Consider the following 15,559-nt stretch of genomic DNA (forward strand, 5'->3'; position numbering starts at 1 on the left):
GTTCCCTTGCGATTCAGGAGGTGGACCGCCCGGCCGCCATGCGGTCCCAGTCGTAGCGGAAGGCACCGTCGCGCGCGAAGTCGGCCACGGCCTGGGCGTGATAAGGCGTCTGCATGGCCACGGCCTGCGCGCTGGCCTCGGCCGTGAACATCGCGGCGCAGTCGGTCTCGAAACTTCGGTTGACCAGGTTCTTGGTCATGCCGGCCGCCTCGCGCGGGCCTGCGCACAGGCGCTGCGCGAACGCCCTCGCCTCGGCCTGCAGCGCATCGTCCGCATGGACCGCATGCACGAGGCCCCAGGCCTGCGCCTCCTCGGCCCCCAGGCGGCGCGCCGTCAGCATGAGCTCCTTCGCGCGGGACAGGCCCACGATGCGCGGCAGCGTGTGCAGCAGGCCGAAGTCGGGCACGGCGCCCAGGCGCGCGAACGAAGCGCAGAACACCGCGCGCGTCGATGCGAGCACGAAGTCCGCCTGCAATGCCAGGCCGAAGCCCGCGCCGTAGGCCGGCCCGTCGACCGCGGCGACCACCGGCACCTCGAGTTCGCGCAGGCGGGTCAGCCACTGGTGCGCCTTGCGCAGCCGGCCGCGCATGTAGTCCGCCGTCGCCACGTTCGGATCGGTCAGCCGTTCGCGCATGAACTTGACGTCGCCGCCGGCCGAGAAGCTGCCGCCCGAGCCGGTGATCAGCAGCACGCGGATCTCGCGGTCGCTCTCGACGCGCGCGATCACGTCGGCATAGTCCATCTGCAGTTCGGTCGACAGCGCATTGCGCAGCGCCGGTCGCTGGTGACTGAGTTCGGCGATGCCGCCTTCGATGCGCAACTGCGACGCACGCAGGGTTTCGGTGGTGTCGTTCATGTCTGTGGTTCCTGGTTCAGTTCAGGCTTGGCATAGCGCTCGCGCAGCGCGCGCTTGTAGAGCTTTCCGGTGGGAAGGCGCGGCATCTCGTCGATGAAGTCCACCGAGCGCGGCAGCATGTAGCTCGCGACCTTGCCGCGCAGGAAGGCGATGAGCGCTTCGGCCAAGGCCGGCGTGGGCGCCACGCCGGGCGCGGGCTCGATGACGGCCTTCACGGCCTCGCCCATCTCGGCATCGGGCACGCCGATCACGGCGGCGTCCTGCACGCTGGGGTGCAGGGCCAACGCATCCTCGATGGCCTGCGGGTAGATGTTCACCCCGCCCGAAATGATCATGTAGAAGAGCCGGTCGGTCAGGTACAGGTAGCCGTCCGCGTCCAGGTGGCCGATGTCGCCGATCGCGGTCCAGTTCGGGTGCCGTGGATGCTGGGCCGCGCGGGTCTTGTCGGGGTCGCGGTGATAGTGAAAGGGCAGCTTGTCGCGCTCGAAATAGATCAGCCCGTCCTGGCCCGCCGGAAGCTCATTGCCGTCGTCGTCGCAGATGCGCAGCACGCCCAGCACGGCACGGCCCACCGAGCCGGGGTGCGCGAGCGCTTCGCGGCTGTCGATGGAGGTGAGGCCGTTGCCTTCGCTGCCGCCGTAGTACTCCACCACGATCGGGCCCCACCAATCGATCATGCGGCGCTTGACCTCGGCAGGACACGGCGCCGCGGCATGGATGGCCACGCGGTGGCTGGACAGGTCGAAGGCTTCGCGGGATGCGTCCGGCAGCTTCAGCAACCGGATGAACATGGTCGGCACCCACTGGCTGTGGGTGACGCGGTAACGCTCGATCAGCGCCAGCGACTCGACCGCATCGAACTTGGGCATGAACACCACGGTGCCGCCGAAGAAGTGCGTGTTGGTCGCATAGGACAGCGGGGCTGCGTGGTACAGCGGCGCCGTCGACAGGTAGACCGAATCGGCGTCGAACTTGTACCGGTGCATCATCATCAGGCGCGGGTCGGCCACGTCGTCGTCGAAGCGCGCACGGGCCGCCGCGCGCACGATGCCCTTGGGCCGGCCGGTCGTGCCGGAGCTGTACAGCAGCGTGCCGCCCACCCACTCCTCGGCCAGCCGCTGCGCCGGCGCGCCGGCCACGGCTTGCTCGTAGGACTCCCACCCGGGAATGACGCCGTCGATCATCAGCCGCCGCGCGCAGTGCGGCGTGGTGCCGGCCAGCTCGGCCGCGACACCGGCCATCGCGACCGAGGAGACCAGCACCTGCGCACCGCTGTCCTCCACGATGTAGGCCACCTCCCCCGCCGTGAGGAACCGGTTGACCGCCGTCAGCAGCAGCCCCGAGCGAAAGGCCGCCCAGGCGACCTCGAAGCAGCGCATGTGGTTCTCCAGCAGCATCGCGATGCAATCGCCGCGGCGCAGGCCCTGGGCGTACAGCACCTGTGCGAGCCGGTTGGAGCGTTCGTCCAGTTCGCGGTAGCTGAGGCGCTCGCCGCTGCTGCCGTTGATGACGGCGGGCTTGTCCGGCGTCAGGGCGGCAAAGTCTCCAAGGTAGTTCGCCGTTTTCATGCGGTGCCTCCTGGGGCGGACCGGTGTACGCAGTCCTTGTTCATGTCACGCGTTCGACGCATTCAGCTGGCCGCTCAGGTCGGCATTCGGCGCCGCGCGCGCGACAAGGCCGGGCAGCACCTCGCCCAGCTCGGCGACGGTCCAGCGGCTGTCCTTCTGCACGTGAGGACCGGCGCGCCACCCTTCGGCCACCGTGATGCGCCCGCCCTTGGCGCCGAACACTCGGCCGGTGACGGCGCCGGAATGCACGCTGCCCAGCCAGACGACCAGCGGCGCCACGTTCGCTGCGTCCAGCGGGTCGAATCCGGCGGCGCCGGCCGGTGCCTTGGGGTTGAGCTGGCCGCTCTTGAACAGGTCTTCCGTGAGGCGGCTCATCGCGGTCGGGTAGATCGCATTGACCGTCGCGCCGTAGCGCTCCAGCTCGCGCGACGCGACGATGGTCATGTTGGCGATGCCGGCCTTGGCCGCGCCATAGTTGGTCTGGCCAACGATGCCGTACAGCCCGGACGACGAACTGGTGTTGACGACGCGCGCCACGCGCGGCCGGCCGGCCTTGGCCTCTTCGCGCCAGTACGCGGCGGCATGGCGCATCGGCGCGAAGGTGCCGCGCAGGTGGACGCGGATCACGGCGTCGAAATCGTCGATGTCCATGTTCACGAGCGTCTTGTCGCGCAGGATGCCAGCGTTGTTGACCAGCACGTCGAGCCCGCCGAACGCGGTGATCGCGGCCTCGATCAGCCGCCTGGCGCCCTCCCAGTCGGACACGTCGTCGGTGTTGGCCACGGCCTCGCCGCCCATCGCGCGGATCTCGGCCACCACTTCCTGGGCCGGGCCGTTCATGGCGCCTGTGCCGTCGGGCCTGGCGCCCAGGTCGTTGACGACCACCTTCGCGCCCTGGCGCGCGAATTCCAGTGCGTATTCGCGGCCGAGGCCGCGGCCGGCGCCGGTGATGACGACCACGCGGTCCTTGCAGAGCTGTTGCATCTCCATTCCTTTCGTTTCGCTGGGATCGATGTGCCGGACCGGGCGGTCCGCAGCGGCAGCCGCCTGACAGGCGCTGCCGCATGCATCGATGATGCGAAGCCGAAGGCCGCGAGCCACTAGCCGCGATGGCTAGCCGGTGTTCAGTGCAGCCTGGGGGTTTCCCGGACCAGCGAGAGATCGCGCATGCGCGCAACCGCTTCGTCGCGCTCAGCGACGCCCAGCTTGCTGTAGATCTTGCGCAGATGCCACTTCACGGTGTGGGGCGTGACGCCCAGCACGCGGGCAATCTTCTTGTTGGGCATGGCTTGCGCCACGAGGTCGAGCACCTCGCGCTCGCGCTCGTTGAGCAGGTCGACGGCCACGCCTTCGGCTGCGGCGCTCTTGGCCATGCGGACGGCCGCACGTGCGCGTCGCGTGGCCGCGGCCGCCTCCAGCAGCCGCCGCGCATAGAACGCAAGGACCGGGTCGAGCGCCGCATCCGCCAGCAGCGCATCGAGGAGCGACGGCACGTTCGCCGATACGTCCAGCAGGCTGCGCACGAGACCGAGCCGATGGCCCAGCCGCAAGGCTTCGATCGCCTGCTCACGCGCGGGCCGCGGGTTGCCGCGCCCCGACTCCGCGATGGCCAGTTGCAGCCGAAGGGCCGCCAGGATGCGCAACCGGCCAGCCGATTCGGTGCACGCCACGAGGGGCTTCAGGCAATCGACGGCGCCGTCGAAGTCGTTCCAGTGCAGGCACATGTCGGCACGCGCACGCTCGGTGATGCGCCAGGTTTCGGCGGCCGTGCCCTTGCCCGCATCGGCATGGCGCACGTTCAGCACCTTGATCCGATCGAACACCTGGTCGGCCTGCGCGGTCTCGCCTTGCTTGAGGTACAGGCGCAGGCGCAGGACCAGCGCATGCGCGAGCAAGCGGTCCAGGCTGTGGCGCACGGCGTAGTCCTCCAGGTGGTCCAGGTGGTCGAGCGCTTCGAGGCGACGGCCCGCCAGCCAGTGCGCGCACGCCAGGACGACAAAGGCACGCAGCACCGCATCGGGAATCGAGGCGCGCTCCAGCACCTCGATGCGAGGCTCGAGCAGGCTGCAGGCGGCCTCGAGTTCGTTCCACTCGTAGAGCACGTCGCTTTGCAGGCCCGCGGCCATGCTGGCCACGCCGATGCGGGCGGCGCCGTGTCCTTGCGCCTCCTGCAGTACCGCGCGGAACAGGTGCTCCGCTTCAGTCATGCGGCCTTCGAGCGCAAAGCTCATGCCGGCGAGGCAGCGCGCGATCAGGCCGCGCCCGGTCGAGGTGCCGTGCTGCTGCGCGGCCTCTTCCAGCAGCGCGCGGGCTTCGGCGTAGGCATCGCGGTACATGTGCACCCAGGCCAGCAGGTGGTTGCGACCCGCGAAGATGGCCTGCGCGTCGTCGGGAATGGCTTCGAGTTGCGGCGCGATCGCCAGCAGGGTCTCGGTGTCGTCGCGCTGAAGCGCCAGGCCGCCGCGCAGCAGCGTGAGACCCCGGCGCTGCAGTGCGTCCAGCGTGTCGAATTCCGCCTCCAGCTGCGAGATGCTGCCCTCGAGCGCTTCGATGTCGCGCGCATACAGGCGCAGGTAGGCCGCCACGAGCCGCAGCCCGAAGCGCGCCTGCACCTGGGCCATCGGCAGCCGCCGCATGAGGCCGCCCAGCGAGGTCAGTTCGCCCCGGGCCAGCAGGTCGGACGCGCAGGCCTCCACGATGTCGGCTGCCGCGTGCGCATCGCCCGCCAGCACCGCATGGCGCACGGCTTCGTCGAAGTGCCCGTGCGCCTCGAACCAGCGCCAGGCCGCGCCGTGCAGCGCACCGCGTTCCTCGCCCGGCAGCCTTTCCAGGCGCGCCAGAAGGATCTCGCGCAGCAGCGGATGCACGCGATACCAGGTCTCGCGGTCGTGGCTGCTGACCTGGCTGATGAACAGGTTCTCGCTATCGAGGCGCGCCAGCCGCAACGCCATGTCCGCACCAGCGTGCGGCAGCACCAGCAACGCGGCGCACAGGGAGGCGCAGAAACGGTTGCACAGGGCCAGCCGCGTGAGCAGCGCCAGCTCATCGGGCGGCAGGTGCGCCAGCACTTCGCCTTCGAAGTAGCTGGCAAAGGCCTGCGCGTCGCGCACCTGCACCCGGGCATACGGGGCGCCGCGCTTGGCCTGCATGTCGACCACGAACAGCTGCAGGCCGGCCACCCAGCCATCGGTGAGCTCGTGCAGCACCTGCACGTCGCGCTTGTCGACGCTGGCCAGCTGCTCGCGCAGGAAGCGCTCGGTTTCCTCGGCGGTGAAGCGCAGGTCGCGCAAGTCGAACTCGCTCACGAGGCCCTGGGAGCGCAGCCGCGCGAACGACAGCGGCAAGGCGGTGCGCGAAGCGAACGCCAGGTGCAGCCGCGGCGGTGCGTAGTCGAGCAGCCATTGCAGCACCTGGAAGATGCGCGCGTCCTCCAGGTGCTGGAGGTCGTCGAGCATCAGCACCAGCTCCCGCGAGCGCGACGAGATGGCCTGCACGACCGTGATCACGGCATGCTCGAGCGCAGACTCGTCGCTGTCCCGCCCCATCAGCAGCGCCGCCTCGCGCACAGCGTCGGGATCGACCTCGCCGATGCTGGCCAGCAGGCAGTCGAAGAAGCGTGTCGGCTCGCAGTCTTCGGCGGACAGCGACAGCCAGGCGACATCGAAGTCCAACGCCAGCAGGGCCTGCCGCCAGGCCACCAGCGTGCTGGTCTTGCCGCTGCCCGCGGGCCCCTGCACGACCACGCAGCGCTGGCGCCGGGCCTCCAGCAGCCGCGCCTGCAAGGCGTCGCGCGGCACCAGCCGGCGCGACGGGCGTGGCGGAAGCAGCTTGGTGCTGGCGACCGGTTCGATCCTGCGATCCGGCACCGTCGCAAGGCTGGGGTTCAAGGATTCATCCATGGACACGAAGGAAGAGACTCCCCGCAGTATGGAGCGCCGATGCGCAAGTCAGCGTCGCGCGATGCGCCATTCGGCGGCGATGGCGGCGAGGTCGGCGTCCGGCGATTCCTGGGGCGCCCTGGGCATGGCGGGCACGGTGCGGCTGAAGCGCGGCGCCGGGGCCGGTTGCACCACGCCCTCGACCTCGATGAAGGTGCCGCGCGCCTTCATGTGTGCGTGCTGCGGCGCCTCGGCAAAGGACAGCACCGGCGCAAAACAGACATCGCTGCCTTCGAGCAGGTCGCACCACTGTTGCCGCGTGCGCGACTTGAAGCGCTGCGCGATCTGCACCTTGGCCTGTGCCCATGCGCCGCGGTCGTGCTGGTCGCCGAGCGCTGCGGCATCGAGGTCCAGCTTCTGCAGCAGCTGCGCATAGAAGCGCGCCTCGATCGGGCCGACCGAGATCCATCCGCCGTCCTGGCATTCGTAGACCTCGTAGAAAGGCGCGCCGGTGTCCAGGATGTTGGTGCCGCGGCGTTCGTCCCACAGCCCCGCGGCATGCAGGCCGTAGAAGGAGGTGGCCAGCGAAGCCGCGCCGTCGACGATGGCTGCATCGACGACCTGGCCCTGGCCGGAGCCGCGCGCTTCCAGCAGCGCCGCGAGCACGCCCATCACCAGGTAGAGCGCGCCGCCGCCCATGTCGCCAGCCAGGGCCAGGGGAATCGAAGGCGCCTGGTCCTTGCGGCCGATGGCGTTCAGCGCACCGGTGAGCGCGAGGTAGTTCACGTCATGGCCTGCCGCATGCGCGAGCGGGCCGGTCTGGCCCCAGCCCGTCATGCGGCCGTACACGAGGCGTGCATTGCGCGCGAGACAGATTTCAGGCCCGAGCCCGAGGCGCTCCGCCACGCCGGGCCTGAACCCCTCGATCAGCACGTCGGCGTTCTCCACGAGTTCCAGCACCTGCTCGACGGCAGCGGGCTGCTTGAGGTCGAGCATCGCGCATTGGCGGTTGCGCAGCAGCAGGTTGTACTTGGCCGGGCGCTTGACGCCCAGGTCGGCCGCCTCGGTGCGATCGATGCGCAGCACCGTGGCGCCCAGGTCGGCCAGCAACATGCAGGCCATGGGGCCCGGGCCGATGCCGGCGAGCTCCACGATCCTGATTCCTTGCAAGGGTCCCATTCGCTTGTCTCCTTCGATGCGTGGCGACTGCGTGCCACGCGGATTGGTCAAAACTCAGGCCAGGGCCGGCGCGGACAAGCGCAGCCGGACGAAATCGAACAGCCCGTCGGGTTGCGCGAGCAGGGCCTCGCCCAACAGGCGCGCGCACTGCGTCTCCGTGCCCGGCACGGCCCGCCACTCATGCAGGCGGCGCGTGTACAGGCCGAGCACATGTTCCTCGGTGATGCCGATGGCACCGAACACGGCGTGCGCTATGGCGCAGACGCTGCGCGCCGCCTCGCAGGCCCGCAGCTTCGCGGTGGCCGCCAGCAACGGATCGGGTTGCACGCCCGCAGCGCTGCATCCCAGGCGTGCGGCCAGCGTGGCCGAATGCGCCTGCTCGCCCAGCACGCTGAGTTCCTGCTGCACGGCCTGGAACTGCGCGATCGGCCGACCAAACTGCTTGCGGTCGCGCGCGTAGTCGGTCACCAGTTCGAGCACGCGCGCCATGGCGCCCGCCATGCCTGCGGCGTGAAGTGCGTTGCAAAGCGCCACGGCATCGGCCGCGCCCGCATCGAAGCGCACCACGGCGAGATCAGGTTTGTGCCACTGCAGGGTGGCCGAAGCCTGCGGGCGCCATGCACCCGGCGTGGCCGTTGCACGATCGCGCGGCAGCAGCAGCCACTCGCCTTGCCAGCTCACGAGCACCTGATGCGCGAGCGCGCCACCGGGCACGTCGCGGCAAACGACGGAACCCGCGTCGCCGGGAACACCCGGTGCGATCGCGATGGGGCCGGCGCCGCGCCGCTCGCCATGCCCAGCCGCAGCCAGCAGTGCGCGCGCAACGGCGGTCTCGCCGAAGGGAAGCCCGAGCCCGGCCTTGCCGGCGGCGAACACGAGCGCGAACAGCTCGCGCAGCGACAGGCCCGCGCCGCCCTGCGCTTCCGCCACGAGTGCATCGGTGTAGCCGAGCGCATCGATGGCCTGCCACAGCGCGTCGGTGGGCGCGCCGGCTTCGACGGCGCGCAAGGTGTCGTCCGTGCACAGCGCGCGCAGCGGGCGTTCGAATTCGTCAAGGAGTGTGTCGTCCATCATGTGTCCTTGTGTGCGGCGCTGCTAGCGAACGCCCAGCCCGCGGGCGATGATGCCGCGCATGATCTGGCGCGTGCCGCCGCGCAGGGAAAAGCTCGGCGCCAGTTGCGTCACGTAGGCCAGGGTCTGCAGCAGGCCGGCCGACGGCACCAGATGGCCGGGCGCATCGAAGGCTTCCTCGATCCATCCGGGTATCGCCTGTTCGAACTCGGTGCCCAGGTCTTTCACCAGCGAGGCCTCGAACGCGGGATCGAGCCCACGGCCCAACTGCTCCGCCACCGCCAGCGACATCGCGCGCAGCACCGCCATGCGCGCGGCGATGCGCCCCGCGATGACCTGCACGCCGGCGGCCGGGGCCGGGCCCTGGCGCAGTTCGGCGAGCCAGGCTTCGGCGAGCACGAGGCTGGAGTAGATGCGTTCGGGTCCGCTGCGCTCGAAGGCCAGTTCGGCCGTCACCTGTTGCCAGCCCGCGCCCTCTTCGCCGACCAGCGCATCGGCTGGCAGCTCGACATCCTCGAAGAGCACCTCGCAGAAGTGTCCGTCACCGCTGAGATCGCGGATCGGCCGCACGGTGATGCCCGGCAGCGTCAGGTCGACCAGCAACTGCGACAGGCCCTTGTGCCGGTCTTCCGACGTGCCCGAGGTGCGGACCAGCGTGCACATGTATTGCGCGCGGTGCGCATTGGTCGTCCAGATCTTGCGACCGTTCAGGCGCCAGCCGGTGGCGGTGGGAACGGCCCGCGAGCGGACACCGGCCAGGTCGGAGCCGGTGTCGGGCTCGCTCATGCCGATGCTGGTGAAGAGTTCGCCGCGCGCGATGCGCGGCACGAAGAACGCGCGCTGCGCCTCGCTGCCGTAGCGCAGGATCAGCGGCGCGGTCTGCCGGTCCGCGATCCAGTGGGCCGAGACGGGTGCGCCCGCGGCGAGCAGTTCTTCGAGCAGCACGAAGCGCGCGAAGCTGCTGCGCCCGGCGCCGCCATAGGCCTGGGGCAGCGTCAGGCCGATCCAGCCCTGATGCCCGAGCGCGCGGCTGAAGTCGGCGTCGAACCCCATCCAGGAGCGCGCCCGCACGGCCGGCGCGACACCGCGCAGCGCCGACTGCAGAAAGGCGCGCACCGGCGCGCGCAAGGCCTCGTCCTCCGGTGGAATCGCGACCAGCGAAAACGATTGCAGGGTATTCAATGGTGTGTCCTCACAGATGCTTCATCGGGTTTTGCCCGCTTCGGTCGGGCAGGTGCAAGCGCCATAATCCGCGTGGCTCCTGCACCGTTTGGCAGCCGCAGCGGGCCACCCGTTACTGCCGCAATCACCGAGACATTCGCCCCCATGGAGCTTCGCCAACTGCGGCAGGTCGTCGTCCTGTCGGAGACGCTCAACTTTCATCGCGCCGCAGAGCGGCTGCACATGGCGCAGCCGCCGCTGTCCACCTCGATCAAGAAGCTCGAGGAAGAACTCGGCGTGCTCCTGTTCGACCGGCTCTCCACCGGCCTGCGGCTGACCGCCGCCGGCGAAGCCGTGCTGCAGAACGCCAAGCGCGCGCTGTTCTTCGTCGACGAGGTCCGCCGCGCGGCCCGCGACGGCGTGGCGGGCGAAGAAGGCCTGCTGCGCATCGGCTTCGTCGGCTCGGCCACCTATTCGCTGATGCCGCAGATCGTGCGCAGCTTTCACCGCCAGTACCCGCGCGTGGATCTGGAGATCGAGGAATCGACCACCACCGATCTGCTGCGGCGCATCGAGGACCACTCGCTCGACCTCGCATTGGTGCGCTATCCAGTACTGACGCCGACCGCAGCGGAACTCACGGTGCTGCAACTGGACCACCTGGTGCTGGCCGTGAGCGCCGATTCGGCCTTCGCGCAGCGCAGCGAGATCGCCATCGCCGAGCTGGAGGGCGAGCCCTTCATCGCGTACTCGCGCACGCTGGTGCCCACCATGCATGTGCTGACCATGCAGGTGTTCCAGGATGCCGGCGTGCAGCCGCGCATCACGCAGGAGGCGGTGCAAGTTCAAACGATCCTCGGCCTGGTGGAAAGCGGCCTCGGCATGGCGCTGGTGCCGGCGGTGGTGCAGCGCTACGCCAGCAACGGCGTGCGCCTGATCCCGCTGACCGACATGCCCTCCAAGTACACCGTGGGCATCGCGATGGCCACGCTGCCCGACGCCTTGACGCCGGCCGCACGCAATTTCATCGCGGTGGCGCATGCTGCTGTCCAGCCTTCTGCAACGCGGCCACCGACTCAGTCTTCGTAGCCGATGTTGGCAGTCTTCACGATGCGCCGGGTCTTCTCGATCTCGGCACGTTGGAACTCGCCGAAGGCCTGCGGCGCGCCGTAGAACACCGCCCCGCCCTGCAAGGTGATGAAGGTCCTGGCCTCGTCGCTATCCATCAGCTCCTTGATGGCCTGCGACGCCCGGGTGAGCACGGGCTCGGGCACGCTCGCGGGAAAGAACACGCCGGTCCAGGCATAGGACTCGTAGCCGGGCGTACCGCTCTCGCTCACGGTCGGCACCTGCGGCAGTTCCTTGATGCGTTCGTTGGCGGCGACGGCCAGCGCACGCACCTTGCCGCCGCGCAGCAGCGGCATCACCGCGCTGACCTCCGCCATCGTGTAGTCGATGTTGCCGCCGGCCAGGTCGGTCATGGCCGCCGAGGTGCCCTTGTAGGGCACGGCCGTGGCCTTGATCTGGTTGCGCTCGTGCAGCAGTTCGAGCGCGACGCGGTAGGTGGCAGTGCCGCTGCCGAAGTTGAGCTTGCCCGGCGCCTGGCGCGCAGCCACCACCAGGTCTTGCAGGGTCTTGAAAGGCGAGCTGGCGGGCACGACCAGCACCATCGGAAAGCGGGCGATGCGCGCCAGCGGCTGGAAGTCTTTCACCGCGTCGTAGGGCAACTGCCGGAACACGGCCACGTTGGTCACCATCGGCGAGTTGCTGGCGACGAACATCGTGTAGCCGTCGGCCGGTGCGGTGGCCACGGCGCGCGCGGCAATGAAGCTGTCGGCGCCGGGCCGGTTGTCGACGAGGAAAGGCTGGCCGAGTTTTTCGCTCAGGTGCCGGGCCAGGAAGCGGGCGGTGGTGTCGGCGCCACTGCCGGGCGGCAGCGACACGATGATCTTGACGGGCTTGTCCGGATACCCGGCCGCGGTCGCCAGCGCGGCGGCGCAGCCCAATGAAAGCGCCAGCAGCCAGCGCGCGAGGAAAGGGGTCTTCATGTCTCTGGTTCCTTGTCGTTGTTGTCCGGCTCGCCGGTCGCAGGTCCGATGCCTGTCTTCTTATTCGGCCTCGACGCCCGCGGCCTGCACCGCGCCGGCCCAGCGCTTGAGCTCCGCGCGCAGGTAGGAGCCGAACTGCTCGGGCGTGGAAGACTGGAGCAGCACGCCTTGCGGCTCGAACTGGCCACGCAGGCCCGGGTCGGCCACCGCCTTGTTGACGGCTTCGTTGAGTGCCTTGACGATGGCCGGCGGCGTGCCCTTGGGCACCAGCAGGCCGTGCCAGGTGGGGGCGTCGAAGCCCGGAATCAGCGACTCGCCCAACGCAGGCACGCCGGGCAGCACGCCGATGCGCGCCTTGCCGGCCACGGCCAGCGCGCGCACGCGGCCATCGCGGATGAAAGGCAGCGACGAGTTCACGGCGTCGAGCAGGAACTGGGTCTGTCCGCTCATGAGGTCTGCCATGGCGGGTGCGGTGCCCTTGTAGGGCACATGCATCGCATCGAGCTTCAGGGCCTGCAGGAACAGCGCGACACCCAGGTGCGTGACGTTGCCCTGCCCGCCCGAGCCGTAGGCGAGCTTGCCGGGCCGCGCCTTCATGTACTGCACGAACTCCTCGATGTTGGCGACGGGCAAGCTCGGGCTTGCCATGAGCACGGTCGGGATCAACGCGGGCAGCGCCACGGGCACGAGGTCGCGCAGCGTGTCGTAGGGCAGGTTCTTGTGCAGCGCCGGGCTGATGGCCAGGCCCGACGAGTGGTACAGCACCGTGTAGCCGTCCGGTGCCGAGCGGGCCACGAACTCGGTCGCGATGTTGCCGCTGGCGCCGGTGCGGTTGTCGACGACCACCGGCTGCCCCAGCAGTTGCGAGAGCTTGAACCCGATGGCGCGTGCCACGACGTCGGTGGGCCCGCCCGCAGCGTAAGGCAGCACCAGCCGGATCGGCTTCTGCGGCCAGGCTTTGGGTTCATCGGCCGCGCGGGCCAGGGGCATCGCTGCGAGCGCACCCGCAGCGGCAAGGATGTGGCGCCGGTGAAAGGACATGTTCATTCCCCGCTGTCAGGCGCGCGCCGCGGCACGGGCCTTCGCCGCATCGAGAAAGGCATCGAGCGCGGACTCGTGTGCGGCGGTGTGGTGTGCCAGCGCCTGGAAGCCTGCCGACATCTCCAGCACCGTGTCGAGCCGCGCATGCTGTGCCTCGCGCAGCAGCCGCTTGGTCATGCGCAGGGCGTGCGACGGATTGCTGGCGATGCGCTGCGCGAGCCGCAACGCAGTGGGCATCAGCGCATCGGGCTCGACCACATCGGAGACCAGCCCCCATTGCAGGGCCTGCGCGGCATCGATGGGATCGCCGGTGAAGGCCATCTCGCAGGCGCGCGACATGCCGACCGCCCGGGGCAGCAGCCACGCGCCGCCGTCACCCGGAATCAGGCCGAGCTTGACGAAGCTTTCGGCGAACACGGCCGTGCGGGACGCGATGCGGATGTCGCACATGCAGGCCAGATCGCTGCCCGCGCCGTAGGCCGGCCCGTTGACGGCCGCGATGGTCGGCACTTCGAGGTTGCACAACGCCAGCGGCAGGCGCTGGATGCCGTCGCGGTAGGCGTAGCGGCTATGCACCGGCTCGCCGAGCCCGCTGCCGATGGTGTCACGTAGCGTCTTCAGGTTGCCGCCCGACGAGAACGCCGTGCCCGCGCCGGTCAGCACCACGGCGCGCACGGACAGGTCGCGGTTGACGGTGTCGCACAGCGCGATCAGCGACTCGACGGCATCTGCGTCGGACAGTGCATTGCGGGTCTGCGGACGGTTCATCGTCACCACGGCCACGCCGCCGTCGCGTTCGATCTTGAGGAAGTCTTCCATGTCAGTGCGCCTTCTTTTCGTCTGCCGGCTTCATGCGCATCATGCGCAGCGGCGTGTAGGTGAGGACGGTCTTGCCATCCTGGTTGAGGACCGAATTGCGGGTGCGCACGAGGCCGCGTCCCGGCTTGGCGGTGGGGCGTCGCTCGATCACTTCGCATTCGACATGGATCGTGTCGCCCACGAAGGTCGGCGCGGCGATGTCGAGCTCTGCATTCAGGAACGCGAGGCCCGTGCCCTGCATGGACGGCGTGATCAGTCCTTCGGCGAAGGCATAGACCAGCGCGCCCGGCACCACCCGGCCCGCGATCGCCATGTGCGCCCGGTCGCTGGTGTCGGTGAACAGCTCCTCGTTCAGCCAGCTCAGGTTGATGAAGCTCACGAGGTCCGCCTCGGTCACGGTGCGGGCACGGGAACGAAAGCGCGTGCCCGATGGCAGCTCGTCGAAATAGAAGCCGGTGTTCAGCTGGATCAAGGGTTCGCTCCGTTCAGGTCCATGCGACGGCAGTTCAACTCGCTTCGGAAATCAGTTCGGCGGGCAACAGGGTGGCGCCCTGCGCAGCCAGCGCTTCGATCTGCGCCGCGCTGTAGCCGGCCTCGGCCAGCACCTCGGCGCTGTGCTCTCCGAGCCGGGGCGCCTGGCGCACCACCGCGGGGGGCGAATCTGACCATCGCGTCGCGATCGCCATGGCGCGCAGGCGCCCTTCGCTGGGGTGTTCCACGGTTTCAAAGAAGCCCACGGCCTTGAGATGCGGGTCGTCCATCAGCGACTCGAGGGTGTGCATCGGCATGACGGGGATGTCGGCGGCTTCGAGCCGTACGGTCCAGTCGGCCGATGTGCGGGTCTTCATCACCTGGCCCACCAGCTGGTACAGCTCGCCGATGTTCTCGGTGCGCCGGCCGATGGTGCTGAAACGCGGATCGGCCTCCATCTCCCGCGACTTGCCGATCAGGCCGAAGAAGGTCTTCCACTGCTTGTCGTTGTAGATCAGCACGCACAGATGACCGTCCAGCGTGGCATAGGGACGGCGGTGTTCGTTGAGCAGCCGCGCGTAGCCGGCAGGCCCGATCGGCGGCTCGAAGGTGCAGCCGCCCATGTGGTCGCCCAGAACGAACTGCGCCATGGTCTCGAACATGGGCACGTCGATCGATTGCCCCCTGCCCGTGCGTTCGCGGTGGAAGAGGCCCGCCGACACGGCGTTGGCCGCGCTCATGCCCACGATGCGGTCGACCATGGCACTGGGCACGTAGCGCGGCACGTCGGCGCCCGCGCGCACGCCCAAGGTGGGAATCGCGGCCGCGCCCTGGATCAGGTCGTCATAGGCCGGCTTGGCCGCATAGGGCCCGTCTTGCCCATAGCCGTACACGCCGACATACAGGATGCGCGGATTGACGGCAGCAATGGCGGCGTAGTCCAGCCCCAGGCGCGCCATGGCCTGCGGCCGGACGTTGTAGATGAGCACGTCGGCATCGGCGGCGAGCCGCAGCAGCGCCTCGCGGCCGTCGGGCTGCTTGAGGTCCAGCACCACGCTGCGCTTGCTGCGATTGGCGTGCAGGAAGATGCCGCCCATGCCGGGATTGCGGCCGGGCCCGATGCCGCGCACCGTGTCGCCGCCGGGCGACTCGATCTTGATGACGTCGGCGCCCAGGTCGCCGAGGATCTGGGTGGCATAGGGGCCCATCAGCACCGCGGTCATGTCGATGATGCGCACACCGTCGAGGGGTCCGCTCATGGGGCCCCCTGGCTTTTCGAAGCCGGTATCGCGGTGCGCGAAAGGAAGCGACCCGCCGCTTCTGTCCTTGTGTCCATTCGGTCTCCCGTATCGTTGGAACGATGCTAGGGGAACCGGTGTTGGCCGTGAAATACCGTCTTCATGTCGGGCGATACGCGTTGGGTATCGGGTGCTCGATCGGACAGATCGTGCGTCCCGCAACCGCTCC

The 15,559-nt window shown here is 69.4% G+C and carries 13 protein-coding genes; 1 reads left to right on the forward strand and 12 read right to left on the reverse strand.

Annotated features, from left to right (window positions below; translation table 11 throughout):
• Positions 1-13: 13 nt before the first annotated feature.
• From AC1RAA_RS27690 to AC1RAA_RS27720, 7 genes are all read right to left on the reverse strand, one after another.
• Positions 14-856: an enoyl-CoA hydratase/isomerase family protein gene (locus tag AC1RAA_RS27690; protein WP_492727704.1), complete on the reverse strand. Its 843-nt coding sequence runs from the start codon at positions 854-856 to the stop codon at positions 14-16.
• Entirely contained in the window at positions 853-2,424 is a 1,572-nt protein-coding gene (locus AC1RAA_RS27695) for an acyl-CoA synthetase (RefSeq protein ID WP_492727705.1), read from the reverse strand. Before AC1RAA_RS27695 ends, AC1RAA_RS27690 begins: the two co-directional genes overlap by 4 nt.
• A 45-nt stretch (positions 2,425-2,469) precedes the next feature.
• On the reverse strand, positions 2,470-3,408 hold the full coding sequence (locus AC1RAA_RS27700; protein ID WP_062474091.1) for an SDR family oxidoreductase: 939 nt from the start codon (positions 3,406-3,408) through the stop codon (positions 2,470-2,472).
• Positions 3,409-3,548: 140 nt separating this feature from the next.
• Complete coding sequence (locus AC1RAA_RS27705; protein ID WP_492727706.1) at positions 3,549-6,311, reverse strand: winged helix-turn-helix domain-containing protein; 2,763 nt, start codon at positions 6,309-6,311, stop codon at positions 3,549-3,551.
• A 60-nt stretch (positions 6,312-6,371) separates the two neighbouring features.
• The gene (locus tag AC1RAA_RS27710) at positions 6,372-7,481 is read right to left on the reverse strand and encodes a CaiB/BaiF CoA transferase family protein (RefSeq protein WP_492727707.1); all 1,110 of its coding nucleotides are present in this window, start codon (positions 7,479-7,481) and stop codon (positions 6,372-6,374) included.
• A gap of 54 nt (positions 7,482-7,535) precedes the next feature.
• Positions 7,536-8,552, reverse strand: coding sequence for an acyl-CoA dehydrogenase family protein (locus AC1RAA_RS27715; protein ID WP_492727708.1), 1,017 nt, complete (start codon positions 8,550-8,552; stop codon positions 7,536-7,538).
• 24 nt (positions 8,553-8,576) lie between these two features.
• Positions 8,577-9,734 (reverse strand): acyl-CoA dehydrogenase family protein, encoded by a 1,158-nt coding sequence (locus tag AC1RAA_RS27720; protein WP_492727709.1) that lies wholly within the window; start codon positions 9,732-9,734, stop codon positions 8,577-8,579.
• A 144-nt stretch (positions 9,735-9,878) separates the two neighbouring features.
• On the opposite strand from AC1RAA_RS27720, the gene AC1RAA_RS27725 reads away from it, so the two are divergent.
• Positions 9,879-10,802 (forward strand): LysR family transcriptional regulator, encoded by a 924-nt coding sequence (locus tag AC1RAA_RS27725; RefSeq protein ID WP_492727710.1) that lies wholly within the window; start codon positions 9,879-9,881, stop codon positions 10,800-10,802.
• Here AC1RAA_RS27725 and AC1RAA_RS27730 read toward each other — a convergent pair.
• The 5 genes from AC1RAA_RS27730 to AC1RAA_RS27750 are packed head-to-tail and all read right to left on the reverse strand — an operon-like array spanning position 10,790 to position 15,351.
• Positions 10,790-11,761 (reverse strand): Bug family tripartite tricarboxylate transporter substrate binding protein, encoded by a 972-nt coding sequence (locus AC1RAA_RS27730; RefSeq protein WP_492727711.1) that lies wholly within the window; start codon positions 11,759-11,761, stop codon positions 10,790-10,792. The two genes, AC1RAA_RS27725 and AC1RAA_RS27730, sit on opposite strands and share 13 nt — an antisense overlap.
• Before the next feature lie 60 nt (positions 11,762-11,821).
• Positions 11,822-12,802, reverse strand: coding sequence for a tripartite tricarboxylate transporter substrate binding protein (locus AC1RAA_RS27735; protein ID WP_492727712.1), 981 nt, complete (start codon positions 12,800-12,802; stop codon positions 11,822-11,824).
• 15 nt (positions 12,803-12,817) lie between these two features.
• Complete coding sequence (locus tag AC1RAA_RS27740; protein ID WP_492727713.1) at positions 12,818-13,621, reverse strand: crotonase/enoyl-CoA hydratase family protein; 804 nt, start codon at positions 13,619-13,621, stop codon at positions 12,818-12,820.
• A gap of 1 nt (position 13,622) precedes the next feature.
• Positions 13,623-14,093: a hotdog family protein gene (locus tag AC1RAA_RS27745; protein WP_492727714.1), complete on the reverse strand. Its 471-nt coding sequence runs from the start codon at positions 14,091-14,093 to the stop codon at positions 13,623-13,625.
• Positions 14,094-14,127: 34 nt separating this feature from the next.
• Complete coding sequence (locus AC1RAA_RS27750; protein WP_492727715.1) at positions 14,128-15,351, reverse strand: CaiB/BaiF CoA transferase family protein; 1,224 nt, start codon at positions 15,349-15,351, stop codon at positions 14,128-14,130.
• Positions 15,352-15,559 lie beyond the last annotated feature (208 nt).

The sequence above is a fragment of the Variovorax sp. GW823-FHT04F07 genome, assembly GCF_058795995.1.